Origin of the sequence: Ideonella sp. A 288 (assembly GCF_002198735.1) — a bacterium.
Classification (GTDB): Bacteria; Pseudomonadota; Gammaproteobacteria; order Burkholderiales; family Burkholderiaceae_C; genus Pseudaquabacterium.
Window position 1 is genome coordinate 81,632 of record NZ_MWLO01000134.1, and the last position, 24,120, is coordinate 105,751.

Sequence of the window (24,120 nt, forward strand, 5' to 3'; positions counted from 1 at the left end):
CCGCACGCCTGGGGGACTCCCCTGGGGCGCGGGGGATACCCCGTCATCTGGGGGGGACTCCCCCTGGGTCACGGGGGGAGTTTTCTTGCCTCAGGGGCGAGGCTGGACGCGTTCCGGGAACGCTGTGGAGGCGCCTGCCGGCGCGTCGATCACGAAGCGCCAGTCGCCCACGTGACGGGCATCCTCGAAGCCGCTCGCCCACGTCGGGAAGCCGCTGCGCCTCAGGGGTACGGCTTCGCCAAGGCTGTGGAACCCGATGATGCCAGTTCCCGAGCGGATGAGTCCCCATTCGGGCTTTCCGGTGAACGGGTCGGCGTAGACACGCCGCAGGTGGCGCATCGGAGTCGGATAGCGCCGATCGAGTGTCAGGTCCTCCAGCGAGGTGGGCAACTGGCCCGGTCCGTTCGGCGTGTTGCGGAGGTACGACTGCAGCGCGGCGCGCATCTCGGTGCCCACGGCCAGCAGTTCGGCCTCACGCGCGCGCTGAGCCTGGGTGGACCAGGCCTGGGCCGTCAGCATCGTGGTCGTCGCGAGCACGGCCACCAGCAGCAGCACGGCCAGCAATGCCAGGCCGCGCGATGCGGGCCCGCGCACATCAATCCGCTGGTGCATCGGCAGCGACAACGCCTGCGGTCGACGCCGGGGCCGCGGGGCTTGCGGGCGCATCGGAGGGCCGCACGTCGTAGACCCGTCCCGCTTCACCCGGCGGTGGTGCCACGGTCTGCCAGTCGGTCGACTCGGTGACCGGGTTGACCGGCATGCTGCGCAGGTAGCGCTGGTCCACCAGTTCGCGCACCGAGTCGGGGTAGCGGCCGCGGTCGGCGTGGAACTGGTCGATGGCGGCACGGATCTGCAGCAGGTTGTGAGCGAGCACCTTGTCCTTGCTGCGGTCGAGCGCACCGAAGTAGCGCGGCGTGACCAGCAGCAGCAGCAGCGCGACGATGGCCAGCACCACCGACAGTTCGATCAGCGTGAAGCCGCCCATCGGGGGCGCTCGCGAGGGACGCATTGGACGCGTCATGTGAACGTTACCATTGCCGGTAGGCGATGCCGTTGATGCCCACCCCCGGTGCGCGGGAATAGACGTCGAACACGTCTTCGCCGACGCGGGGCGCTTCGTGCGGGCTGAGGTAACTGCGCAGGCCCCAGGTGTCCTCGTCGGGCACCTGCGCATCCTGCGCCATCGGATCGCGCGGGATGCGGCGCAGGAAGCGCATCGGCGCACCGTTCGGATCGCGCTGGTTGGGCACGCCCTGCACCAGCGCGCGAAGCGACGGCGGATAGCCGCTGCGCAGTGCCCGGCGGTCCACCAGGCCTGCGTCGCTGGCCGCCTTGTAGGCGTCGATGCCGCGCCGGATTTCGCGCAGCGCACCGCGCAGGTCGGCCTCGCGCTGGCGGCGGATCGTCACCTCGGCCATCGGCAGCACCATGCTGGCCAGCACGCCGATGATGGCCACCGACACCAGCAGTTCGACCAGGGTGAAGCCTGCGGCTCGCCGAAGCGCGCGGGCGGCTGTCGGGGCCATGGCGTCAAGAACCCCCGGCGGCTGGCGGCTGCACTGGCGGTGCAAAGCCGGGTCTCACGGGAGGCGCGGCAGGTGCCGCTGGTGCCGCGGACGGCGCCTGCGACGCGGGTGGGCTGGACGCCGCGGCGGCGTCGGCGCCGGGGTTGATCACCAGCGACGGCGTCAGCGTGGAGGCGGGGCCTTGCGCTGCACCGGCAGGCCGGGGCGCCGCCAGTGACGGCATGGGCGCGGGCGCCGGGCGGCCCTCGGGCGACGACACCGGCGCGGTCGACACGCCACCGCGCACGCTGGCCTCGGTGCCCGAGGCCACGTCGCCATGGGCCACGTCGACGGGCCGGTGCCGCACGATGCGTGGCGTGATCGACAGCACGATCTCGGTCTTGGACCGGTTGCCCGAGTCGCTGCCGAACAGTTTCGACAGCACTGGCAACTGCCCGACGCCCGGCACGCGGTTGCCGGTGTTGCGTTCGCTGTCGCTGATCAGGCCCGCCAGCACCTGCGTCTCGCCGTCGCGAAGGCGCAGCACGGTCTGCGCGTTGCGGGTGCCGATCTGGTAGGCCAGCGACCCCTGCGGGCCCGCGATCTCGCGGACGATGTTGCTCACCTCGAGGTTGACGCGGATGCTCACCTCGCCCTCGGCGTACACCTGGGGCTCGACCTCGAGCTTCAGGCCGACGTCGATGTACTGCACTGAGCCGGTCACCACCGGCGCGCCGGATTGCACCGGGGTGACGGTGTTGACGATCACCGGCACCTTGTCGCCGATCAGCACCTTGGCCTTCTCGCGGCTGCGCGCGCGCAGGCGGGGGCTGGCCAGCAGGTTGGCGTCGGTGTCCTGCAGCTTGAGGTTCAGCGCCAGCGACAGACCGGGGCTGAGGACCAGGTCGTCCCGGCCCAGCGCGCGCAACGCGCCCAGGGTGGCGCCGGTGCTGCTGGGCGTGCTCAGCGACACGCTGTCGGGCCAGCGCAGGCCCAGTGCGGTGAGGCGGTCGCGCGAGACCTCGAGCACCTCCACCTCCAGCATCACCTCGGGCTCGACGCTCTCCTGCGACGCGATGATCTTCTGCGCCACGTCCAGCGTCTCGAGCGACTCGCGCAGCACGATGGCATTGGCGCGTTCGTCGACGACCACGTCGCGCACCTTCAGCAGCGTCTTCAGCACGTTCTGCACATGCTTGGCATCGGCGTTGCTGAGCAGGAAGGTGCGGACGTGCAGTTCCTGGTATTCGCGCTGCTTCTGCGCGGTGGCCGGGTACACGAGCACCGAGCTCGGCGTCAGCATGCGGCGGGCGAGCTGGTTCTGCACCAGCACCAGGTCGATGGCTTCCTCCAGCGGCACGTTGGTGACGAAGATCGTGGTGCGCAGGTCGGCGCGCACGTCCTTGTCGAACACGATGTTGATGCCGGTGCTGCGCGACAGCGCCTCGAACACCATCTTCAGGCCGGCCTCGCGGAACTGCAGCGACACCGGCTTGGCCATCGGCGAATCGGTCTTGCGGCGCGCCTCGGCCTCGCGGGCGTGGCGGGCCTCTTCGTCGCCCACGCGCTGCAGCAGCTGGGCCGCGCGCAGGTCGGCCGGGTCGGTGCGGGTGAGATCCTGGGCCAGGCGGCGCGCGGCGGCATGGTCGCGGCGCGCCAGCGCCTCCTCGGCGGCCTGCCACTGCTCGCCACGGCGCCGGTGCGCCTCGACCGCGAGCACGCCGCGCTGCGCGCCGGCATGGCTGGGCTGCCAGTCGAGCATGTCGCGATAGACCGCCAGTGCGGCGTCGTGTTCGCCCTTGCTGCGCAGGGCCTCGGCCCGTGCCGCCTGGCTGGCCAGCCACTGGTTGAGTTCGCGCAGGTAGGCCACGCGCAGCCGCGCGTTGGTGGGCTCCAGTTCGCTGCCCTGGCGCAGCAGGGCCAGTCCCTGGCGGCCCTGGCCGGTTTCGATCAGCCGCAGGCCTTCGTCGTGCAGCCGCATCGCGGTGCAGCCGGCCAGGGCCAGGGCCAGCAGCGGCATGGCGAGCGCGAACCAGGCGCCGCGGCGTCGGTGCGATCGGTGGTTGGTGTGGTCGTGGGTGGACATTCAGCCCCCTGGCGGTGCGGTGGTGATCGGGATCTCCAGTCGGCGCTGTTCGGGCAGCACGGTGACGATGATCTTGTCGGGCTTGATCTCGTCGACGCGGAAGCGGCCGTCGATGAGGTCGCCGGCCCGGGCCTGGATCAGCCGGTCGGCGAGCGAGAAGAAGACATGTGGCGTCGGCGTGCCGGTCTTGACCACGCCCAGCAGTTGCAGCGGCGGTCCGGCGGGGGCCGCCGGTGCAGATGGCGCCGCCGCCACCGCCGGCGGCGGAGGCGGCGGCACGGCCACGGCATCCATCACGCCGCGCCCGGCCGTCGGGTCGAGCGGTTCTCGGTTCAGCAGCCGGGCCGACGCTGCGTCGTCAATGGCCGTGTGGGCAGGGCCCGTCGATGGCCGCGAGGCTCTGGCGATCGCCACCGGCTCGACCGGTTCGGCCGCCCGGCCGCCGTCGTCGGTCCACAGGGCCACCACGGTCCACGCGGCCGTGGCGGCCAACGCGGCCCACCACAAGGGGCGCACCCGCCCGGTCATGGCTGCCTCCGGTGGTACAGCACGATGCGCAGCCGGGCCTGCGTCTTGTCGTCGCCCTCGACCTCGCTGCGCGACCACGAGGCCTGCGCCACGGTGGCGTGCGGCAGCCGGTTGAGCAGGTCGATCATCAGCGCACGCCAGGGCTCGTAGGCATGGTCGGCACCGATCGTGATCTCCAGCCGCTCGATGCCCTCGGAGCGCCGCTCGAGCAGGCGGTACTGCATCGGCGCCGCGATCAGCCCGTGCGCGCGGGCCAGCGACAGCACCAGCGCCACATCGTCGGGGCGCTGCGCGGCAGATGGCAGTCGCTGCAGCACGGCCTGCGCCGGGGTCTGCGTCGCGACCGGGCGTGTGGTGCGCGCGGTTGCCGCAGCCGCCAGGGCGTCGCGCAGGCGGGCCTCTTCGGCCTGCAGCGAGCCGGTGTCATGCACGGCCCCTGCTGCCACGGCCAGCGCCAGGACGGCCAGGCCCAGTGCCAAGAGACCCGGCGTGCCGAGGCGATCGCGCCAGCGCCAGACCTGGCGGCGCATCAGGCGGCGGCCTGCGTCGGCGAGGTGCTGCCCGCTCATTTCGACGGCTCTGCTGCAGCGCCCGCGGGCGGCACCTCGGCCGCGTCCGTGCGCGACCACCGCGCAGCGATTCGGAATCGCGTGGGCAGTTGCTTCGCCTCGGCGGTCGGCTCGTGCGACAGCAACTGCACGCCTTCCAGCACGGCGCCATCGGCCAGGCGCCGAGCGTAGGCCAGCGCCGCCTCGGGCGTGCTGGCCTGGCCGCCGATCAGCAGCGAGCCGGCCGTGGCGTCGGGCTCGAGCTGGGTGAGGGCGATGTCGCGCTGCCCCTGTTGGGCCAGGTGGGTCAGCAAGGCGCCCCAGGCGACCCCGAGTTCCTGCGCGCTGAGCAGAGCGTCGCGCTCCAATGACAGGTCTTGCGGTGTGGGTGGGGCGGCGCGTGCGGCGCGCGCCGGCGCCTGCCGCGACAGACGAGCGGCCAGTTCGTCGACCTGCCGGCCCTGCTGCCGCCAGCCCGAGACCGCCGAGGCCGCCAGGACGCAGGCCACGACCGCGAGTGCGCAGGCGCCCCAGGCCCAGGCACCCCAGGCCGGCCGGGCGACGAAGTCCAGCGCGCGCGGCAGGTCGGTGCCCAGGCGGGCCGGCGTGGCGGCGCGACGCGTCATGGCCGGCCTGCCCTCGATGTCGCCACCGGCGTCCAGCCCGGCAGCGGGGCCTGCCCCGGTGGCGTGGCCGCCCAGCGCATGCCGTCGGCGAGCACGGTGCCGTGGAAGTGGCTGAGTGCCGCGGCGCGCTCGCCGACCGCGGCGTCGAAGGGCCTCAGTTCGTTGGACATGGCCACCCAGCTGCCGTTCCGCCGGCAGGCCAGCAGCACGCCGGCCCCATGGGGCAGGGCCAGCACGCCGTCGCGGGGCCAGCGGCGGCGATCGCCCAGGTAGCCCTGCGCCGCCGGGCGCAGCGAGGTCAGCGCGAGCCCGTGGGCCATGGCCGATTCGGCCAGGCCCGTGCAAAGGGCCACGGGCAGGCATGACACCCACAGTGAGCGACCATCGGGCTGCGGCAGAGAGCACAGCGCCAGCGTGCCGGCGGGCGCGCCCAGCGCCTGGGCGAAGAAGCCGCGGACCGATTCCGCGATGGCCCGATGCCCCATGGCGTCGAAGGCCCCGCGCAGGCAGGCGTGCTGCACCCAGGCGTCGTCGATCTCGAGTAGCAGGCTTGTCGGCCATGGCGCACCGAGTTCGTCCACCGATGCCCGCGCCGCCGCCAGGGCCTCGTGCAAGGCGGCCGGGGCGCCGTCGCGCGACGTGGGCGCCGGGTATTCGGCCTGCCAGAGGGGACGGCCACGCCGCCACGGCAGCCGGCTGCGCAGCGTGACGACCTGGCCCGACGGGCCGATCGTGGCCTCAAGCCGCGTCGTCCAGCGAGGTGACACGGTTGATTTCCTCCAGCGTGGTGAGCCCGTCGGCGACCAGGTCGAGCGCGGTGTCGCGCAGCGAGTGCATGCCCAGTTGCCGGGCTGCCGCCCGGATCGTGCGCAGCGGCGCGCGCTGGCTGATGAGCGCGCGCATCTCGTCGTCGATGGCCAGCGTCTCCACCACCGCGCGGCGCTGGCGGAAGCCGGTGCCGCGGCAGTGGGCGCATCCCAGCCCGCGCATCAGGCGCCGGCTGCGTGGCCAGTCGGGCGCCAGTCCGCTGTGCTGCAGCTGGACCTCGTCGGGCACGAAGGGTGTCGCGCAGTCCGGGCAGTTCAGCCGCACCAGCCGCTGCGCGAGCACGCCGTTCAGCGCCGCGGCCAGGTTGTAGGCGTCGGTGCCCATCGAGGTGAGGCGGCCCACGACGTCGATGACGTTGTTGGCGTGCACGGTGGCGAAGACCTGGTGGCCCGTGAGCGCCGCCTGCACCGCGATGGTGGCGGTGTCGGCATCGCGGATCTCGCCCACCATGATCTTGTCGGGGTCGTGGCGCAGGATCGACCGCAGGCCGCGCGCGAAGGTCAGGCCCTTGGCCTCGTTGACCGGGATCTGCAGCACGCCCTTGAGTTCGTACTCGACGGGGTCTTCGACGGTGACGATCTTCTCGAGACCATCGTTGATTTCCTGCAGCAGCGCGTACAGCGTGGTCGTCTTGCCGCTGCCGGTGGGGCCGGTGACCAGGAACAGGCCGTGCGGCCGGTTGGCCATGCGGCGGGCGAAGGCCGCGTCGCGGGGCTCCAGGCCCAGGGTCTCGATGCTCAGGGTGTCGCGGCCGGCGGCCAGCGCGCGGCGGTCCAGCACGCGCAGCACGGCGTCCTCGCCATGCAGGCTGGGCATGATCGACACGCGCAGCGCGATGCTGCGGTCGCCCAGGGCCACGGTCAGGCGGCCGTCCTGCGGCACGCGCTGCTCGGCGATGTCCAGTTCCGACAGCACCTTGAGCCGCGAGATGAACTGCGCCGCCGCCGCCTTGCCGTCGACGCGCTGCACCGTGTTGAGCACGCCGTCGAGCCGGTAGCGCACGGTCAGCCCGTCGGCGTCGGTCTCGATGTGGATGTCGCTGGCATCGACGTTGAGCGCATCGATCAGCGTGCCGTTGACCAGCCGCACGATCGGGCTGTCGGCCGCATAGAGGTCGGCCATGGTCAGCGACAGGCCCGCCTCGCCTCGCCGTGCCTCGTCGGCCGCGCCACCGCCGGTGCCGGCGCTGACGCGCACGTCGCGCTCGCGGCGGCGCAGGTAGGCCGACAGCGCGTCGCGGCCGACCACGGCCCAGTGCACCGGCCAGCGGGGGTGCTGCAGCAGGCGCTGCTCGATCCACAGCCGCAGCGATTCGTTGAGCGGGTCGGTGACGGCGATCAGGCAGGGCTCGCCCGGCCGCTGCAAGGCCACGCACAAGCGACCGCTGGCCTCGACGAAGGGCACCAGGTCCATGTCCATGTCGAGCCGCTCGATCGCGTCGGCCGGCAGCCAGTCCAGGCCCTGGGACCGCGCGACCAGCGCGCCGGCCTGGTCGGCATCCGCCGTCGGGCCGGTGACCAGCGCATCGAGGTAGGACGCGCGGCCTTCCTGGCGGGCGCGCTGGCGCGCCTGCTCCACCGCGACGTGGTCGGGTGGCTCGGCTGCGGCAAGGAACGTATCGGCGGCGCCCATGGTCGGTCTATTCGATGGCCGTGGCCAGTTCGAGGATGGGCACGTACATCAGCACGACGATGGCGCCGATGACCAGGCCGATGACCAGCATCAGCAGCGGCTCAAACAGGCGCGTCGCCCAGTCGATGCGGCGCGAGACCTCCATCTCGAGCAAGGCCCCGATGCGCTGGAACTGCTGCGCCAGCGTGCCGCTGCGCTGGCCCACCTCCACCAGGCGCAGCACCAGGTGGTCGTCGATGCCTTCGGCGGCGAGCGCACCCGCCACGTCCTGGCCCGAGGTGAGCCGCGCCACCACGCCGCGCATGCGGTCGCGGTCGGGGCCGTCCAGCACGTCGGTGGCCAGTTCGATCGACCGCACCGCCGTCAGCCCGCCGCGCAGCAGCAGCGACGCACTGGTGAAGAAGCGCGCCAGGTGGTACTCGCGCACCGTGCGGCCCCAGGCCGGCAGCCGTGCCAGCGACCGGCCGAGCAGGCGGCGGCCGGCGGCCGTGCCGAAGGTCAGCGCCGGCAGCGCCGCCAGTGCCACCAGCACGACCACGGTGACCGCGCGGCCGCGGTGCAAGGCGGACGACAGTTCCAGCAGCCAGCGGCTGGCCGGCGAGATGTGCACACCGCTGTGCAGCACCATCTCGGCGAAGCGCGGCACCACGTACACGAGCAGGAAGCCGATCACCAGCAGGCCCACCGACACCACCACCGCCGGGTACAGGGCCGAGCCGAGCACGCGCCGCCGCATGGCCTGCTGGGCGCGCAGGTCGGCGCTGTAGCGGGTGAGGCTTTCGCCGAGGTTGGACGTGCGCTCGGCGCTCTGCACCAGGGCCACGATCACGTCGCCGAACACGTCGCGCCGCTGGGCCAGGGCGGCCGACAGGCTCAGGCCTTCGCGCAACGCCCGGTCGAGTTCTCCCACCATCGCCGCCATCGCCGGCGATGCCGCGCGCTGGCCCAGCGTGCGCAGCGCATCGAGCACCGGCAGGCCGGCCTCGAGCAGGGCCGCCAGGCTTTCGGCGAACAGCGCCGTGTCGATGCGGGCACTTCGGCCGGACGAGGAAGGCGATGCCAGGGCGACGGCGACGGGGCCGAGTTCGCCGTGGTCGTCGATCGACGGGTGCGGGGCGGGGCGGCTCATCGCGCGGCGAGGTCGGCGTCGTCGCCCTGGCCGCCTTCGAGGCCGTCGGCGCCCAGGCTGCGGACCTCGAACGCCGGGGCGCCGTTGCCCGGACGCTGGTAGCGGTAGGGCCGGCCCCAGGGGTCCGGCGGCACCGGTCGGGTCAGGTAGGGGCCACGCCACCCGCGCACGCCGTCCGGCCGCTGGGACAGCGCGGCCAGGCCATGTCCCGGGTCAGGGTAGTGCCCGGTGTCGAACCGGTACTGGTCGAGCGCCTTGGCGATGAGTTCGATCTGGGCCTGGGCCGCCTGGCGCACGGAGCGCGACTGCCGCTCGATGAAGCGGGGCGCAACGATTCCGGCCAGCAACCCCAGGATGACGAACACGATCAACAACTCGAACAAGGTAAATCCGCGAACCGCCGCGGGGTGCGTGCCGGCCCGTGGCGCCCGGCCGAGATGGAACGCTGCGCCGGTGGCAACAGTCCGGCACCCTGCATCGCGCGCTTGTCGCCAGCCTGGCCGTGTGCTCATGCCCTCACTTCCGTGGCGCCCCGAACTTCAGCAACGCAGACGATACGGCAGCGTGCGCTGCGGTTTGCCCCCTCAGGTGGAGGACCCGCGCGAGGCCGTGAAAGGCTCGTGTGCGGAATGTCACCAATTGATTCACGACAAGGTTGGCGGCGCGTCGGACCCCATCGGCCGCCCGCGCTCACCGGCGGGACGAAGGGCCATGGATCAGGACGCGCGCCCATAATGCGGCGGCGCCCGGATGGCGAAATCGGCAGACGCAGCGGACTTAAAATCCGCCGCCACTCGGAAGAGGGCATGCGGGTTCGAGCCCCGCTCCGGGCACCAGGCGACACGGCCCGATGGTTCGATGGCCCGATGGCCCGATGGCCCTGTAGCTGCTGCAGGCTCCGATCGCTGCCACCCCGGTGGCATGCCCCCATCCACCCCCAGGGGCAACGTAGAATCGCACGATCGTTCTTTTTTCGTGCGGCGGGGTGTTCGACCTGCAGGGTCGACACTAGAATCGTCGGTTAACGTAAACGTCAATTCAAACACCCAGGAGCAAGTCCCCATGAAGGTTCTGGTGCCCGTGAAACGGGTCGTCGACTACAACGTCAAGGTGCGCGTCAAGAGCGACGGCACGGGCGTTGACATTGCCAACGTCAAGATGAGCATGAACCCCTTCGACGAGATCGCGATCGAAGAGGCGGTGCGACTGAAAGAGAAGGGCGTGGTCACCGAGGTGATCGCGGTGTCGTGCGGCGTCACCCAGTGCCAGGAGACCTTGCGCACGGCGATGGCCATCGGCGCGGACCGGGCGATCCTGGTCGAGTGCGCCGATGAGTTGCAGCCGCTGGCCGTGGCCAAGCTGCTCAACGCCCTGGTGAAGAAGGAACAGCCTGGCCTGGTCATCCTGGGCAAGCAGGCCATCGACGACGACTGCAACCAGACCGGGCAGATGCTGGCCGCGCTGGCCGGGTTGCCGCAGGCCACCTTCGCCAGCAAGGTGGAGATCGCCGACGGGCGTGCGCGAATCACCCGCGAAGTCGACGGCGGCTCCGAGACGCTGAGCTTGAGCCTGCCCGCGGTCATCACCACCGACCTGCGGCTGAACGAGCCGCGCTACGTGACGCTGCCCAACATCATGAAGGCCAAGAAGAAGCCGCTCGAGGTGGTCAAGCCGGCCGACCTGGGCGTGGACGTGGCCCCGCGCATCAAGACGCTGAAGGTCAGCGAGCCGCCCAAGCGCGGCGCTGGCGTCAAGGTGCCCGATGTCGCCACCCTGGTGGCCAAGCTCAAGAACGAAGCCAAGGTGATCTGACATGACCACGCTCGTCATTGCCGAACACGACAACGCCACCGTCAAGGGCGGCACCCTCAACACCGTCACCGCTGCGCTGCAGTGTGGCGGCGACGTGCACGTGCTCATCGCCGGCCACAACGCCGGCGCCGCCGCTCAGGCGGCCGCGCAGATCGCTGGCGTGGCCAAGGTGCTGCATGCCGAGGCCCCCGGCTTCGAGCACGGCCTGGCCGAGAACGTCGCGGCGCAGGTGGTGGCCGTCGCCCCGGGCTACAGCCACCTGCTGTTCCCGGCCACGGCCAGCGGCAAGAACATCGCCCCGCGCGTGGCCGCACTGCTGGACGTGGCGCAGATCAGCGACGCCACCAAGGTGATCGCAGCGGATACGTTCGAGCGCCCGATCTACGCTGGCAACGCGATTGCCACGGTGCAGAGCCTGGACGCGACCAAGGTCGTCACCGTGCGCACCACCGGCTTCGACCCGGCGGCGGCCAGCGGCGGCAGCGCAGCCGTGGAAACAATCTCTGCCACGCCCGACACCGGCAGCACGGTGTTCCAGGGCAGCGAGATCGCCAAGAGCGACCGGCCGGAGCTGACCGCGGCCAAGATCATCGTCTCGGGCGGCCGGGCGATGGGCAGCAGCGAGAAGTTCAACGAGGTGCTCGAGCCGCTGGCCGACAAGCTGGGGGCCGCACTCGGGGCCAGCCGCGCGGCGGTCGACGCGGGCTACGCGCCCAACGACTGGCAGGTGGGGCAGACGGGCAAGATCGTGGCGCCGCAGCTGTACATCGCGGCCGGCATCTCGGGGGCGATCCAGCACCTGGCCGGCATGAAGGACAGCAAGGTCATCGTGGCCATCAACAAGGACCCCGAGGCGCCGATCTTCAGCGTCGCGGACTACGGCCTCGAGGCGGATCTGTTCGTGGCCGTGCCGGAGTTGGTGAAAAGCCTCTGACCGCAGCGCCACGAGATTGAAGGCGTCGACCTCGGCGCCTTTGCGATTCGAGACAGGTGCCGTGACCGGCGCCTGTGCTCACCGAAGGGCACCGTGACCGGCGCCTGTGCATCCCGAACGGTGCCGTGACTGGCGCCTGTGCGAACCCGAAGGGCGCCGTGACCGGCGCCTGTGCGAACCTGAAGGGCGCCGTGAACGGCGCCCTTGTGCCATCCGGAGATCGACCATGAGCTATCGCGCCCCCGTCCAGGACATGCTGTTCGTGATGAAGGAACTGGCCGGCATCGACGCCGTGGCCGCGTTGCCCGGCAACGAAGACGCTGGCTACGACACCGCCGCGGCCGTGCTCGAGGAATGCGCCAAGCTCAACGAGGGCGTGATCGCGCCGCTCAACATCGACGGGGACCGCAACCCGTCGTCGTTTGCCGGCGGCGTGGTGACCACGACCCCGGGGTTCAAGGAAGCCTTCCGCCAGTACGCCGAGGGCGGCTGGCAGGGTCTGCACCACCCGACCGAGTTCGGCGGCCAGGGCCTGCCCAAGCTGATCCACTCGGCCTGCGTCGAGATGGCCAACGGCGCCAACGTCAGCTTTGCGCTGTGTCCGCTGCTGACCGACGGCGCCATCGAGGCCTTGCTCACCGCCGGCAGCGATGCGCAGAAGGCGCTGTTCATCCCGCGCCTGATCGACGGACGCTGGACCGGCACAATGAACCTCACCGAGCCGCAGGCGGGCTCCGACCTGTCGATGGTGCGCACGCGGGCCGAGCCGCAGCCCGACGGCACCTACAAGCTGTTCGGCACCAAGATCTTCATCACCTACGGTGAGCACGACATGGCCGAGAACATCGTCCACCTCGTGCTGGCGCGGGTGGTCGGCGCGCCCGAGGGCGTGAAGGGCATCTCGCTGTTCATCGTTCCGAAGTTCATGGTCGATGCCGAAGGCCGGCTGGGCGCCCGCAACGACGTGCACTGCGTGTCCATCGAGCACAAGATGGGCATCAAGGCCAGCCCCACCGCGGTGCTGCAGTTCGGCGACCACGGCGGTGCGGTGGGCCAGCTCATCGGCCAGGAGAACCGTGGCCTCGAGTACATGTTCGTGATGATGAACGCCGCCCGCTATGGCGTGGGCATGCAGGGCATCGGCGTGGCCGAGCGGGCCTACCAGAAGGCCGTGCAGTACGCCCGCGACCGCGTGCAGAGCCGGCCGGTCGATGGCTCGCTGCCCGCCGCGGCGGCGATCATCCACCACCCCGACGTGCGCCGCATGCTGATGACCATGCGCGCGCTCACCGAGGGCTGCCGCGCCATGGCGCTGGTGGCCGCGGCGGCCTACGACGCGTCGCACGCGCACCCCGACGCATCGGTGCGCAAGCAGAACCAGTCCTTCTACGAGTTCCTGGTGCCGCTGATCAAGGGCTACTCCACCGAGATGAGCCTGGACGTGGCCTCGCTGGGCGTGCAGGTGCACGGTGGCATGGGCTACATCGAGGAGACGGGTGCGGCGCAGTACCTGCGCGACGCCAAGATCCTGACGATCTACGAAGGCACCACCGCGATCCAGGCCAACGACCTGGTCGGCCGCAAGACCTCGCGCGATGGCGGCGCCGTGGCGCGCGCGATCGCCGGCCAGATGGAGGCCACCGAGCAGGCCCTGGTCGCGCGCGGCAGCGAGGCATGCAAGGCCATGCGCCTGCGCCTGGCCGCCGGTCGCCAGGCGCTGCTGGACGTGGTCGACTTCGTCTGCGACCAGTCGCGCGCCAGCCCCAATGCCGTCTATGCCGGCAGCGTGCCCTACCTGATGCTGGCGGGCAACGTGGTGGCGGGCTGGCAGATGGCCCGGGCGCTGATCGTGGCCGAGGAGCAGCTGGCGGCCGGGCACGACGCCGACTTCATGCGCGCCAAGATCGTCACCGCGCGCTTCTACGCCGACCATGTGCTGAGCAAGGCACCCGGCCTGCGCGACAGCATCGTGGTGGGCGCAGACAGCGTCACCGCGATGCCGCTCGACGCGTTCTGACCGGCAGCGTCGGGCCGACCGTCCCTGTCCCCCGCGTGATAGTGGCCGCGGCGGCACCCGCCGCACACTGGCCGCCACCGTTCAACCGCCCTGGAGTTGCCTGTGCCCCTGCCCGCCGTGCTGTCCAAGCTGCCGCTGCCGATCATCGGTTCGCCGCTGTTCATCATCAGCAACCCCAAGCTCGTGATCGAGCAGTGCAAGGCCGGCGTCGTCGGCTCGATGCCGTCGCTGAATGCACGGCCGGCCTCGCAGCTGGACGAGTGGCTGGCCGAGATCACCGAGACGCTGGCGGCCTGGAACCGCGACCACCCCGAGCAGCCGGCGGCGCCGTTCGCGATCAACCAGATCGTGCACAAGACGAACGACCGGCTCGAGCACGACATGCAGGTGTGCGCCAAGTACAAGGTGCCCATCGTCATCAGCAGCCTGGGCGCGCGCACCGACATCAACGAGGCGGTGCACAGCTGGGGCGGCGTGGTGCTGCACGACATCATCACCAACGCCTTCGCGCACAAGGCCATCGAGAAGGGCGCCGACGGCCTGATCGCCGTGGCCTCGGGCGCGGGCGGCCATGCCGGTACGCGCAGCCCGTTTGCGCTGGTGCAGGAGATCCGCGAATGGTTCGACGGCCCGCTGGCGCTGTCGGGCAGCATCGCCACCGGTGGCGCGGTGCTGGCCGCCCAGGCCATGGGCGCTGATTTCGCCTACATCGGTTCGGCCTTCATCGCCACCGACGAGGCCCGCGCGGCCGATGACTACAAGCAGATGATCGTGGCCTCGAGCAGCGACGACATCGTCTACAGCAACCTGTTCACCGGCGTGCATGGCAACTACCTGCGCGGCTCGATCGTCAAGGCCGGGCTCGACCCTGACAACCTGCCGGTCAGCGACGCCAGCAAGATGAGCTTCGGCGGTGGCGAGGGCTCGAAGAAGGCCTGGAAGGACATCTGGGGCTGCGGCCAGGGCATCGGTGCCGTCGACCAGGTGATGCCGGCGGGCCAGCTCATCGCGCGCCTGAAGCGCGAGTACGACGAGGCCCGCCAGCGCGTCTGCGCCGGCCGCTGACGCCATGGGTGCGCCGATGCGGCGGCGGGCGATCGTCAACGCCCGCCCCTTCGACAGTGCGCGGGGCGTGGTGGGCGCAGCGTCGACGATCGTCATCGATGGCGATCGCATCGCGGCCGTCACGGCCGAACCCGTCACGGTCGGCGATGCCGAGTGCATCGACGCCGGGGGCCGGGTGGTGCTGCCGGGCCTCATCGACGCCCATGTGCACGTGATCGCCTCGTCGCACGACCTGGTGTCGCTGGCGCTGCAGACGCCGTCGCTGGTGGTGGCCGAGAGCAGCCGCATCCTGCGCGACATGCTGCACCGCGGCTTCACCACGGTGCGCGACGCCGCGGGGGCTGATTTCGGCCTGCAGGAGGCCGTGCAGCGCGGCCTGTTCGAAGGCCCGCGCCTGTTCATCGCCGGGTTCCCGATCTCGCAGACCGGCGGCCATGCCGACATGCGGCCCAAGGGTGTGCGCACGCGCGAGATGTTCTGCTCCTGTGCCGGGCTGGGCCTGATCGGCGCCATCGCCGACGGCGTGGGCGAGGTGCGGCGCGCGGTGCGCGAGCAGGTTCGCAACGGTGCCAACCAGATCAAGATCATGGCCGGCGGCGGCATCTCGAGCCCGACCGACCCGCTCGAGGGCACGCAGTTCTCGCTCGACGAACTGCGCGCCGCCTGCGAAGAGGCCGAGTCCGCCAACCTGTACGCGATGGCGCACGCCTACTCGCCGCGGGCTGTCACCCGCGCGGTGCAGAGTGGCGTGCGTTCGATCGAGCATGGCAACCTGATCGACGAGGCCACGGCCCGCGTCATGAAGGCCCACGGCGCCTACCTGGTGCCCACGCTGTCCACCTACGCCGCATTGGCCGACGAAGGGCAGCGGCTGGGCTGGTCGGCCGCCATGCTCGACAAGCTCGACCGCGTGGCCGCGCGCGGCATCGAGTCGGTGCGCATCGCGATGGCCGAGGGCGTGCCGGTGGTCTTCGGCACCGACCTGCTCGGCCACATGCACCACCGGCAGAACGGCGAGTTCGACCTGCGCCTGCAGGCGATGACGCCGGTGCAGGCGCTGCAGGGGGCCACCATCGAGGCGGCGCGCCTGATGCGCCAGCAAGGGCAGATCGGCGAACTGGTGCCGGGCGCCTGGGCCGACCTGCTGGTGGTCGACGGCGACCCGACGGCCGAGCTGTCGATGCTGACGCGGCCCGACACCGGCATCCGCCTGCTCATGCAGGCCGGGCGCACGGTGCGCAGCAGCCTGTAGCACCGGCCTGACGTGAAACACCCACGCTCACGTCGCTCGCGGCCCCCCGAGGGGGCGCTGATGACCGTCGGACCGGCCGGGCGGTACTGAAACGAACGCGGGCCCCGAAGGGCCCGCTCACCGTGTCGCCGGCACCCCGGCCGCACAGCGGCCGGGCTCAGCGGATTGCCGTGGCTGCGGTCACTTCACCGACGTGAACCGCGCCGACGGGCGGTCGTCCGAGCGGTGCACCGTCTCGACGCTCTTCTTCATCGCCCAGGGGCGCAGCTGGTGATGCAGCGGCACCGTCAGGTGCTCGTCGCGGGTGCGCACCAGGGCCTCGCGGATCAGCGCATTGCGCTTGGCTACGTCGGTCTCGGTCTTCATGGCGTCGACCAGCTGGTCGACCTTGGCATCGCTGATGCGGCCGAAGTTGAAGTTGCCGTCGGCGCCGGTGGTGCGGGTGCGGATCAGCGACTGCAGCGAGTACTGCGCGTCGTAGGTCGCCACGCCCCAGCCCAGCAGGTAGGCCGAGGTGTCGAAGTTCTGCACCTTCTGGATGAAGGTGGCCATGCCCTCGGCCGCAAGCTTGGTCTTGATGCCCACGCGCGCCCACATCGACACGAGGTTCTGGCAGATCTCCTCGTCGTTGACGTAGCGGTTGTTGGGGCAGTTCAGCTGGAACTCGAAGCCGTTCGGATAGCCGGCCTCGGCGAGCAGGCGCTTGGCCTTCTCGGGATCGGGCTTCAGCGGCTGGTCGATGTCGGGTGAATGGCCATTGACGCCGGGCGCCACGATGATGGCCGCCGGCATGGACAGCCCGCGCATGGTGGCGCGCTTGATGGCCTCGCGGTCGATGGCGATGTTCAGTGCCTCGCGCACGCGCTTGTCCTTGAACGGGTTCTTGCCCTTCACGTCGGAGTACTTGAGCTCCGGATTGAAGTGGTCGAGTGCCACGAAGATGGTGCGCACCTCGTGGCCGTCGAGGATGGCCAGCTTGGGGTCGGCGCGCAGGCGCGCCACGTCCTGCGTGGGCAGGTCGGTCACCATGTCGACGTCGCCCGACAGCAGGGCGGCCACGCGGGTGGCATCGGCCTTGATCGGCGTGTACACCACCTCGGTGACGTTGCCGGCGGGCTTGTCCCAGCCGTCCTTGTTGATCGTCATCGTGACGCGCTGGTCGGGTGTCCAGCCGGTGATGCGGTAGGTGCCGGTGCCGTTGACGTTGCGCGAGGCGAAGTTCTCTTCCTTGGCCTTGTAGTCCTGCACGTTGGTCGTCTTGTTCTTCTCCGACCACGACTTGCTCATGATGAAGAAGTCGGCGATGTTGCGCAGCAGGATCGGGTTCGGCCCGCTCAGCATGAAGTCGACCGTGTGGTCGTCGACCTTGCGGATCTCGGTGATGCCGGTCACGTAGATGCTCATCGTGCCGGCCGGCTGCTTGATGCGGCCGAACGAGAAGATCACGTCGTCGGCCGTGAAGGGCGAGCCGTCGTGGAACTTGACGCCCTTGCGCAGTTCGAAGCGCACCTGCGTGGGGCTGATCTGCGTCCACTTGGTGGCCAGCGCCGGCTCCACCTCGTACTTGGCGTTGTAGCGGGTCAGGCCCTCGTAGGCGTGCTGCAGGATGGCGTTGGTGGTGGCGTGGTTCTGTGAATGCGGGTCGAGCGTCAGGATGTCGTTCTGTGCGGCCCACCGCAGCGTGGTGGCATGCACCGGCGAAAGGGCCAATCCGGCCAGTACCACGGCGCTGGCCAACATGAACCTGGGTTTCATCGACGAGACTCCTAGAGGAAGGCGAAGGCTGGGGATGCTAGCCGCATCCGCCCGTGCGGGCGCAGAGGATTACCCCGCAGCGGGGTCAGCCTTCGCAGCGCCCCTGGGTGCGCCGTGCTGCGCCACCAGGTCGCAATCGCAGCCTGTGCCTGCGGCGATCCATCGTCGTGCGCCCCGCGACAGGGCGTCTGCAGCCCAGGCAGGCAGCCACGGCAGCACCTCGGCGGGTGCCTGCACCAGCCCGCATCGGTAGTGCGTCCCCGCGTCGTGCCAGCGCAGCGCGACACAGGCGCCGTGGCGCCGGCGGCTGAGCAGCACGCCGGCAGGGCAGGGCGCCCAGGTGCAGCAGACGCCGCAGCCGTTGCAGGGCGCACCCTCGGCCGGCTTGGGGGGCGCCGCGGGGTGCAGGTGGATGATTCGAGCGTCCATCGAGCGCACAGTTTGTGCCGCGCCGATGCCGTGCTGTCAGGAAATTAGAAGGGTTGCCGGTGTGTAATCCACCGGCGGGGCAACAGGGCAAGAGTGATAAAGTCCCGCGCCTGAAGAGACCGTTCCTTTCGTGTCCCCTTGCTGTCCGAGACAAGAGCAAGGCGGGTCGCAATCCGCCAACCGGTGAAGCCGGGCCGCGGAAGGTTGATCAACCCATCGAAGCCCTGGAAACCGGGGTAAAAGGTGAGCGAGCGATGATGCAGCAATACAGGTCCAACTCGTACCTGTTCGGGGGCAATGCCCCATATGTCGAAGAGCTTTACGAGGCCTACCTCGACAACCCCGGCAGCGTGCCCGACAACTGGCGCACCTACTTCGACAACCTGCAGAACGTTCCGGCCACCGATGGCTCGGAAGCACGCGACGTGGCCCACGCGCCGGTCGTCGAATCGTTCGCTCAGCGTGCCAAGGCCAATGCCTTTGCCCTGAAGGCCAGTTCCGCCGACCTGGCGGTGGCGCGCAAGCAGGTGCACGTGCAGTCGCTGATCGCAGCCTACCGATTCCTCGGTTCGCGGTGGGCCGACCTCGATCCGCTCAAGCGCACCGAGCGCGCCAAGATCCCCGAACTGGAACCGGCGTTCTACGACCTGACCGAGTCCGACATGGACATCACGTTCAGCGCCGCGAACACCTACTTCAGCAAGGCCGAGAACATGAGCCTGCGGGAGATCCTGCAGGCGCTGCGCGAAACCTATTGCGGCTCGATCGGTGCGGAGTTCATGCACTGCACCGACCCCACCGAGAAGCGCTGGTGGCAGGAGCGGCTCGAATCCATCCGCAGCAAGCCCAGCTTCAGTATCGACGAGAAGAAGCACATCCTCGACCGCCTCACCGCGGCCGAAGGCCTCGAGCGCTACCTGCACACGAAGTACGTCGGCCAGAAGCGCTTCTCGCTCGAAGGCGGCGAGAGCTTCATCGCGTCGATGGACGAACTGGTGCAGCGCGCCGGTGCCAAGGGCGTGCAGGAGATGGTCATCGGCATGGCCCACCGCGGCCGCCTGAACGTGCTGGTCAACACCTTGGGCAAGATGCCCAAGGACCTGTTTGCCGAGTTCGACCACACCGCGCCCGAGCACCTGCCGTCCGGTGACGTCAAGTACCACCAGGGCTTCTCGAGCGACATCACCACCCCCGGCGGCCCGCTCCACCTGAGCCTGGCCTTCAACCCCTCGCACCTCGAGATCGTCAACCCGGTGGTCGAGGGCTCGGTCAAGGCGCGCATGGAACGCCGCGGCGACAAGACCGGCGCGCAGGTGCTGCCCGTGCTGGTGCACGGTGACGCCGCCTTCGCCGGCCAGGGTGTCGTGATGGAGACGCTGGCGCTGGCGCAGACGCGCGGCTACTACACCGGCGGCACCATGCACCTGGTGATCAACAACCAGATCGGCTTCACCACCAGCGACCCGCGCGACAGCCGCTCCACGCTGTACTGCTCCGACGTCGTCAAGATGATCGAGGCCCCGGTGCTGCACGTGAACGGCGACGACCCCGAAGCCGTGGTGCTGTGCACCCAGATCGCACTCGACTATCGCCAGCAGTTCAACAAGGACGTGGTCGTCGACATCATCTGCTTCCGCAAGCTGGGCCACAACGAGCAGGACACCCCCGCGCTCACCCAGCCGCTGATGTACAAGAAGATCGCCCAGCACCCGGGCACGCGCCGGCTGTATGGCGAGAAGCTCGTGGCGCAGAACGTGCTGCCCGAGGACGGCCCCGACCTGATGGTCAAGGAACTGCGCGCTGCCTTCGACGCCGGCCGCCACACGATGGACCCGGTGCTCACCAACTTCAAGAGCAAGTACGCCGTCGACTGGTCGCCGTACCTGGGCAAGAAGTGGACGGACTCCGCCGACACGGCCCTGCCGCTGTCCGAGATCAAGCGCCTGGCCGAGCGCGTCACCACCATCCCCACCAGCTTCAAGGCCCACCCGCTGGTCGAGAAGGTCATCGCCGACCGCGCCGCGATGGGCCGAGGCGAGATCAATGTCGACTGGGGCATGGGCGAGCACCTGGCCTATGCCTCCCTGGTGGCCAGCGGCTATGCAGTGCGCCTGTCCGGCGAAGACTGTGGCCGCGGCACCTTCGTGCACCGCCATGCCGTGCTGCACGACCAGAACCGCGAGAAGTGGGACACCGGCATCTACACGCCGCTGGAACACATCGCCGACAACCAGGCGCCCTTCGTCGTCATCGACTCCATCCTGTCCGAAGAGGCGGTGCTGGGATTCGAGTACGGCTACGCCAGCGCCGAGCCCAACACGCTGACCATCTGGGAAGGCCAGTTCGGCGACTTCGTCAATGGTGCGCAGGTCGTGATCGACCAGTTCATCGCCTCGGGTGAAGTGAAGTGGGGCCGTGCCAACGGCATCACGCTGATGCTGCCGCACGGCTATGAAGGCCAGGGCCCCGAGCACAGCTCGGCTCGCCTCGAGCGATTCATGCAGCTGGCCGCGGACAACAACATGCAGATCGTGCAGCCGACCTCGGCCAGCCAGATCTTCCATGTGCTGCGCCGGCAGATGGTGCGCATGTTCCGCAAGCCGCTGATCATCATGACGCCGAAGTCGCTGCTGCGGAACAAGGACGCCACCTCGCCGCTGACCGAATTCACCAAGGGCGAGTTCCGCACGGTGATCACCGAGCAGAACCCCGAGATCGTGGCCGACAAGGTCAAGCGCATCATCGCCTGCTCGGGCAAGGTGTACTACGACCTCGTCAAGAAGCGCGAAGAGAAGAAGTCCTACGACACGGCCGTCATCCGCGTGGAGCAGCTGTACCCGTTCCCGCACAAGGCGTTCGCCGCTGAACTCAAGCGTTATCCCAACCTGACCGATGTGGTCTGGTGCCAGGACGAACCGCAGAATCAGGGCGCCTGGTTCTTCGTGCAGCACTACATCCACGAGAACATGCAGGAAGGGCAGAAGCTCGGCTACGCCGGCCGCCCCGCGTCGGCCTCGCCGGCGGTGGGCTATGCGCACCTGCACCAGGAGCAGCAGAAGGCCTTGCTCGAGCAGGCCTACGCCAAGCTCAAGGGTTTCGTCCTGTCCAAATGACCAGTCGCCTCCAGGCCCGTGCGCAGTGCGCCGGGCCGGGGTGCGGGTGAGCGGCCGGCGCCGAGGCGCCGGCCCCACCCGCGCGGCATCCAGAACACGCACCGAGAAACATCATGGCAATCGTAGAAGTCAAGGTTCCGCAGCTGTCCGAGTCGGTGGCCGAAGCCACCCTGCTGCAATGGAAGAAGAAGCCCGGCGACGCCGTGGCGATCGATGAGATCCTCATCGAGATCGAGACCGACAAGGTCGTGCTCGAAGTGCCGGCGCCGTCCGCCGGCGTGCTGGCCGAACTGGTGGTGGCCGACGGCGGCACCGTGGTCAGCGACCAGGTGATCGCGCGCATCGATCCCGAAGGCAAGGCCTCCGCCGCCGCCCCGGCCGCGGCACCCGCCGCAGCCGCTCCGGCTGCGGCCCCCGCGGCTGCCGCCGCCACCGGTGGCAGCAAGGCCGGCGTGGCCATGCCCGCCGCCGCCAAGCTGATGGCCGACAACAACCTGGCCAGCGGTTCCGTCGCCGGCACCGGCAAGGATGGCCGCGTCACCAAGGGCGACGTGCTCGGAGCCGTGGCCGCTGGGGCCGCTGCCCCGGCACCGGCACCCAAGCCTGCCGCGCCGGCACCTGCCGCGGCCAAGCCGCTGCCGGCCGTGGCCGCACCGCCCGCGATGAACCTGGGTGACCGCCCCGAGCAGCGCGTGCCGATGTCGCGCCTGCGCGCCCGCATCGCCGAGCGACTGGTGCAGTCGCAGTCCACCAACGCCATCCTGACCACCTTCAACGAGGTCAACATGGCCCCGGTGATGGAGATGCGCAAGAAGTTCCAGGACAAGTTCGAGAAGGAACACGGTGTCAAGCTCGGCTTCATGAGCTTCTTCGTCAAGGCCGCGGTCGCAGCCCTGAAGAAGTACCCCGTGATCAACGCGTCCGTCGACGGCAACGACATCGTCTACCACGGCTACTTCGACATCGGCATCGCGGTCGGTTCGCCGCGCGGCCTGGTGGTGCCGGTGATCCGCAATGCCGACCAGATGAGCTTTGCCGACATCGAGAAGAAGATCGCCGAGTTCGGCAACAAGGCCAAGGACGGCAAGCTCGGCATCGAAGAGCTGACCGGCGGCACGTTCTCGATCAGCAACGGCGGCACCTTCGGCAGCATGTTGTCCACGCCCATCATCAACCCGCCGCAGTCGGCCATCCTGGGCGTGCACGCCACCAAGGACCGCGCCGTGGTCGAGAACGGCCAGGTCGTGGTGCGTCCGATGAACTACCTGGCGATGTCGTACGACCACCGCATCATCGACGGCCGCGAGGCCGTGCTGGGCCTGGTCACGATGAAGGACGCGCTGGAAGATCCGGCCCGTCTGTTGTTCGACATCTGAGCGAGAAGACGATGAGCAAGCAATTCGACGTCATCGTCATCGGCGGCGGACCCGGCGGCTACATCGCCGCCATCCGCGCCGCGCAACTCGGCTTCAGCGTCGCCTGCATCGACGAGTGGAAGAACGACAAGGGCGGCCCCGCCCCCGGTGGCACCTGCACCAACGTCGGCTGCATTCCGTCCAAGGCGCTGCTGCAGTCGTCCGAGCACTACGAGCAGGCCGCGCACCACTTCGGCGACCACGGCATCACGCTGTCGAACCTGAAGATGGACGTGGCCACGATGGTCGGCCGCAAGAACGCCGTCGTGAAGCAGAACAACGACGGCATCCTGTACCTGCTGAAGAAGAACAAGGTCACGTTCTTCCACGGCCGCGGCGCGTTCGCGAAGGCCGTCGAGGCCGGCTACGAGCTGACCGTGAGCGGCGCCGCCGAGGAGTCGATCACCGGCAAGCACGTCATCGTGGCCACCGGCTCGAATGCGCGCCAGTTGCCCGGCGCGGCCTTCGACGAGGACCGTATCCTGTCCAACGACGGTGCGCTGCGCATCGGTGCCGTGCCCAAGACGCTGGGCGTCGTGGGCTCGGGCGTGATCGGCCTCGAGATGGGCTCGGTCTGGCGCCGCCTGGGTGCCGAGGTCACGATCCTCGAAGCCCTGCCGGGCTTCCTGGGCGCGGCCGACGAGGGCGTGGCCAAGGAGGCGCTGAAGGCCTTCACCAAGCAGGGCCTGAAGTTCGAGTTCGGCGTCAAGATCTCCGAGGTCAAGACTTCGAAGAAGGGCGTCTCGGTGGCCTATGCCAACGCCAAGGGCGAGGCCGTCACGCTCGACGTGGAACGCCTCATCGTCTCGATCGGCCGCGTGCCCAACACCACGGGCCTGAACCCCGACGCGGTGGGCCTGAAGCTCGACGAGCGCGGCGCCATCGTCGTCGACGGCGAGTGCCGCACCAACCTGCCCAATGTCTGGGCGGTGGGTGACGTGGTGCGCGGCCCGATGCTCGCGCACAAGGCCGAGGAAGAAGGCGTGGCCGTGGCCGAGCGCATCGCCGGCCAGCACGGGCACGTCAACTTCGACACGATCCCGTGGGTCATCTACACCTCGCCCGAGATCGCCTGGGTGGGCCAGACCGAGCAGCAGCTCAAGGCCTCGGGCCGCGCCTACAAGGCCGGCCAGTTCCCGTTCCTGGCCAACGGCCGTGCGCGGGCTCTGGGCGACACCACCGGCTTCGTCAAGTTCCTGGCCGATGCCAAGACCGACGAGATCCTGGGCGTGCACATCGTCGGGCCGTTTGCCAGCGAGTTGATCGCCGAGGCGGTGGTGGCGATGGAGTTCAAGGCCTCGGCCGAGGACATCGCCCGCATCTGCCATGCCCACCCGTCGCTGTCAGAGGCGACCAAGGAAGCGGCCCTGGCCGTCGACAAGCGCACGCTCAACTTCTGAGCCGCGGCGCAGCCGGCCGGATTCGGTCGGCGACAATGACGAGGGG

General features: G+C 69.9%; 20 protein-coding genes and 1 tRNA gene. 9 read left to right on the forward strand and 12 right to left on the reverse strand.

Annotated features, from left to right (window positions below):
* Window positions 1–90: 90 nt before the first annotated feature.
* Genes EOINJALH_RS18940 through gspG form a run of 11 tightly spaced genes read right to left on the reverse strand, consistent with a single transcriptional unit; the run spans window position 91 to window position 9,394 of the window.
* A complete protein-coding gene (locus tag EOINJALH_RS18940; protein WP_144290089.1) occupies window positions 91–624 on the reverse strand; it encodes a type II secretion system protein in 534 nt (177 codons plus the stop codon).
* Window positions 596–985, reverse strand: a complete 390-nt coding sequence (locus tag EOINJALH_RS18945) for a type II secretion system protein (RefSeq protein WP_234413924.1) — start codon at window positions 983–985, stop codon at window positions 596–598. Before EOINJALH_RS18945 ends, EOINJALH_RS18940 begins: the two co-directional genes overlap by 29 nt.
* Window positions 986–1,028: 43 nt before the next feature.
* Window positions 1,029–1,526 carry a type II secretion system protein gene (locus EOINJALH_RS18950; protein ID WP_088282915.1) on the reverse strand — a complete coding sequence of 166 codons (498 nt, stop codon included), beginning with the start codon at window positions 1,524–1,526 and terminating at the stop codon, window positions 1,029–1,031.
* Window positions 1,527–1,530: 4 nt separating this feature from the next.
* Complete coding sequence (locus tag EOINJALH_RS18955; RefSeq protein ID WP_088282917.1) at window positions 1,531–3,591, reverse strand: secretin N-terminal domain-containing protein; 2,061 nt, start codon at window positions 3,589–3,591, stop codon at window positions 1,531–1,533.
* Entirely contained in the window at window positions 3,592–4,119 is a 528-nt protein-coding gene (locus EOINJALH_RS18960) for a hypothetical protein (RefSeq protein ID WP_088282919.1), read from the reverse strand. It abuts the gene before it with no gap.
* Window positions 4,116–4,688 carry a hypothetical protein gene (locus EOINJALH_RS18965; protein WP_088282921.1) on the reverse strand — a complete coding sequence of 191 codons (573 nt, stop codon included), beginning with the start codon at window positions 4,686–4,688 and terminating at the stop codon, window positions 4,116–4,118. The genes EOINJALH_RS18960 and EOINJALH_RS18965 overlap by 4 nt, the downstream gene beginning before the upstream one ends.
* Window positions 4,685–5,293, reverse strand: a complete 609-nt coding sequence (locus EOINJALH_RS18970) for a hypothetical protein (protein WP_088282923.1) — start codon at window positions 5,291–5,293, stop codon at window positions 4,685–4,687. The genes EOINJALH_RS18965 and EOINJALH_RS18970 overlap by 4 nt, the downstream gene beginning before the upstream one ends.
* A complete protein-coding gene (locus tag EOINJALH_RS18975) occupies window positions 5,290–6,060 on the reverse strand; it encodes a hypothetical protein (RefSeq protein ID WP_088282925.1) in 771 nt (256 codons plus the stop codon). Before EOINJALH_RS18975 ends, EOINJALH_RS18970 begins: the two co-directional genes overlap by 4 nt.
* Complete coding sequence (locus tag EOINJALH_RS18980; protein WP_088282927.1) at window positions 6,032–7,753, reverse strand: GspE/PulE family protein; 1,722 nt, start codon at window positions 7,751–7,753, stop codon at window positions 6,032–6,034. The genes EOINJALH_RS18975 and EOINJALH_RS18980 overlap by 29 nt, the downstream gene beginning before the upstream one ends.
* Before the next feature lie 7 nt (window positions 7,754–7,760).
* Window positions 7,761–8,882, reverse strand: coding sequence for a type II secretion system F family protein (locus tag EOINJALH_RS18985; protein ID WP_088282929.1), 1,122 nt, complete (start codon window positions 8,880–8,882; stop codon window positions 7,761–7,763).
* Window positions 8,879–9,394, reverse strand: coding sequence for a type II secretion system major pseudopilin GspG (gene gspG / locus EOINJALH_RS18990; protein ID WP_088282931.1), 516 nt, complete (start codon window positions 9,392–9,394; stop codon window positions 8,879–8,881). Before gspG ends, EOINJALH_RS18985 begins: the two co-directional genes overlap by 4 nt.
* 232 nt (window positions 9,395–9,626) lie before the next feature.
* On the opposite strand from gspG, the gene EOINJALH_RS18995 reads away from it, so the two are divergent.
* The 6 genes from EOINJALH_RS18995 to EOINJALH_RS19020 all read left to right on the forward strand — a co-directional run bounded on the left by EOINJALH_RS18995 (window position 9,627) and on the right by EOINJALH_RS19020 (window position 15,962).
* Window positions 9,627–9,718: transfer RNA gene (locus EOINJALH_RS18995), tRNA-Leu, on the forward strand.
* A 226-nt stretch (window positions 9,719–9,944) separates the two neighbouring features.
* On the forward strand, window positions 9,945–10,694 hold the full coding sequence (locus EOINJALH_RS19000) for an electron transfer flavoprotein subunit beta/FixA family protein (RefSeq protein ID WP_088282933.1): 750 nt from the start codon (window positions 9,945–9,947) through the stop codon (window positions 10,692–10,694).
* Window position 10,695: 1 nt separating this feature from the next.
* Complete coding sequence (locus EOINJALH_RS19005) at window positions 10,696–11,628, forward strand: electron transfer flavoprotein subunit alpha/FixB family protein (RefSeq protein ID WP_088282935.1); 933 nt, start codon at window positions 10,696–10,698, stop codon at window positions 11,626–11,628.
* A gap of 226 nt (window positions 11,629–11,854) precedes the next feature.
* Window positions 11,855–13,645, forward strand: coding sequence for an acyl-CoA dehydrogenase (locus EOINJALH_RS19010; protein ID WP_088282937.1), 1,791 nt, complete (start codon window positions 11,855–11,857; stop codon window positions 13,643–13,645).
* A gap of 102 nt (window positions 13,646–13,747) precedes the next feature.
* Window positions 13,748–14,710, forward strand: a complete 963-nt coding sequence (locus EOINJALH_RS19015) for a nitronate monooxygenase family protein (protein ID WP_088282939.1) — start codon at window positions 13,748–13,750, stop codon at window positions 14,708–14,710.
* Between the two features lie 4 nt (window positions 14,711–14,714).
* Complete coding sequence (locus EOINJALH_RS19020; RefSeq protein ID WP_234413926.1) at window positions 14,715–15,962, forward strand: amidohydrolase family protein; 1,248 nt, start codon at window positions 14,715–14,717, stop codon at window positions 15,960–15,962.
* A gap of 180 nt (window positions 15,963–16,142) precedes the next feature.
* Here the strand turns inward: EOINJALH_RS19020 and EOINJALH_RS19025 are convergent, their stop codons facing one another.
* On the reverse strand, window positions 16,143–17,717 hold the full coding sequence (locus EOINJALH_RS19025; RefSeq protein ID WP_088282941.1) for an ABC transporter substrate-binding protein: 1,575 nt from the start codon (window positions 17,715–17,717) through the stop codon (window positions 16,143–16,145).
* Window positions 17,718–18,400: 683 nt separating this feature from the next.
* On the opposite strand from EOINJALH_RS19025, the gene EOINJALH_RS19035 reads away from it, so the two are divergent.
* The 3 genes from EOINJALH_RS19035 to lpdA all read left to right on the forward strand — a co-directional run bounded on the left by EOINJALH_RS19035 (window position 18,401) and on the right by lpdA (window position 24,074).
* Window positions 18,401–21,259, forward strand: coding sequence for a 2-oxoglutarate dehydrogenase E1 component (locus tag EOINJALH_RS19035; RefSeq protein ID WP_088282946.1), 2,859 nt, complete (start codon window positions 18,401–18,403; stop codon window positions 21,257–21,259).
* A 113-nt stretch (window positions 21,260–21,372) separates the two neighbouring features.
* The gene (odhB, locus tag EOINJALH_RS19040) at window positions 21,373–22,635 is read left to right on the forward strand and encodes a 2-oxoglutarate dehydrogenase complex dihydrolipoyllysine-residue succinyltransferase (protein ID WP_088282948.1); all 1,263 of its coding nucleotides are present in this window, start codon (window positions 21,373–21,375) and stop codon (window positions 22,633–22,635) included.
* Window positions 22,636–22,646: 11 nt separating this feature from the next.
* Complete coding sequence (lpdA, locus tag EOINJALH_RS19045; protein WP_088282950.1) at window positions 22,647–24,074, forward strand: dihydrolipoyl dehydrogenase; 1,428 nt, start codon at window positions 22,647–22,649, stop codon at window positions 24,072–24,074.
* The last annotated feature ends 46 nt before the right edge of the window (window positions 24,075–24,120 follow it).

Coding starts and splice junctions, on each gene's coding strand:
- EOINJALH_RS18945 (WP_234413924.1), bottom strand. CDS start 985: ATGGGCGGCTTCACGCTGATCGAACTGTCGGTGGTGCTGGCCATCGTC.
- EOINJALH_RS18950 (WP_088282915.1), bottom strand. CDS start 1,526: ATGGCCCCGACAGCCGCCCGCGCGCTTCGGCGAGCCGCAGGCTTCACC.
- EOINJALH_RS18955 (WP_088282917.1), bottom strand. CDS start 3,591: ATGTCCACCCACGACCACACCAACCACCGATCGCACCGACGCCGCGGC.
- EOINJALH_RS18960 (WP_088282919.1), bottom strand. CDS start 4,119: ATGACCGGGCGGGTGCGCCCCTTGTGGTGGGCCGCGTTGGCCGCCACG.
- EOINJALH_RS18965 (WP_088282921.1), bottom strand. CDS start 4,688: ATGAGCGGGCAGCACCTCGCCGACGCAGGCCGCCGCCTGATGCGCCGC.
- EOINJALH_RS18970 (WP_088282923.1), bottom strand. CDS start 5,293: ATGACGCGTCGCGCCGCCACGCCGGCCCGCCTGGGCACCGACCTGCCG.
- EOINJALH_RS18980 (WP_088282927.1), bottom strand. CDS start 7,753: ATGGGCGCCGCCGATACGTTCCTTGCCGCAGCCGAGCCACCCGACCAC.
- EOINJALH_RS18985 (WP_088282929.1), bottom strand. CDS start 8,882: ATGAGCCGCCCCGCCCCGCACCCGTCGATCGACGACCACGGCGAACTC.
- gspG (WP_088282931.1), bottom strand. CDS start 9,394: ATGAGCACACGGCCAGGCTGGCGACAAGCGCGCGATGCAGGGTGCCGG.
- EOINJALH_RS19000 (WP_088282933.1), top strand. CDS start 9,945: ATGAAGGTTCTGGTGCCCGTGAAACGGGTCGTCGACTACAACGTCAAG.
- EOINJALH_RS19005 (WP_088282935.1), top strand. CDS start 10,696: ATGACCACGCTCGTCATTGCCGAACACGACAACGCCACCGTCAAGGGC.
- EOINJALH_RS19010 (WP_088282937.1), top strand. CDS start 11,855: ATGAGCTATCGCGCCCCCGTCCAGGACATGCTGTTCGTGATGAAGGAA.
- EOINJALH_RS19020 (WP_234413926.1), top strand. CDS start 14,715: ATGGGTGCGCCGATGCGGCGGCGGGCGATCGTCAACGCCCGCCCCTTC.
- EOINJALH_RS19025 (WP_088282941.1), bottom strand. CDS start 17,717: ATGAAACCCAGGTTCATGTTGGCCAGCGCCGTGGTACTGGCCGGATTG.
- EOINJALH_RS19035 (WP_088282946.1), top strand. CDS start 18,401: ATGATGCAGCAATACAGGTCCAACTCGTACCTGTTCGGGGGCAATGCC.
- odhB (WP_088282948.1), top strand. CDS start 21,373: ATGGCAATCGTAGAAGTCAAGGTTCCGCAGCTGTCCGAGTCGGTGGCC.
- lpdA (WP_088282950.1), top strand. CDS start 22,647: ATGAGCAAGCAATTCGACGTCATCGTCATCGGCGGCGGACCCGGCGGC.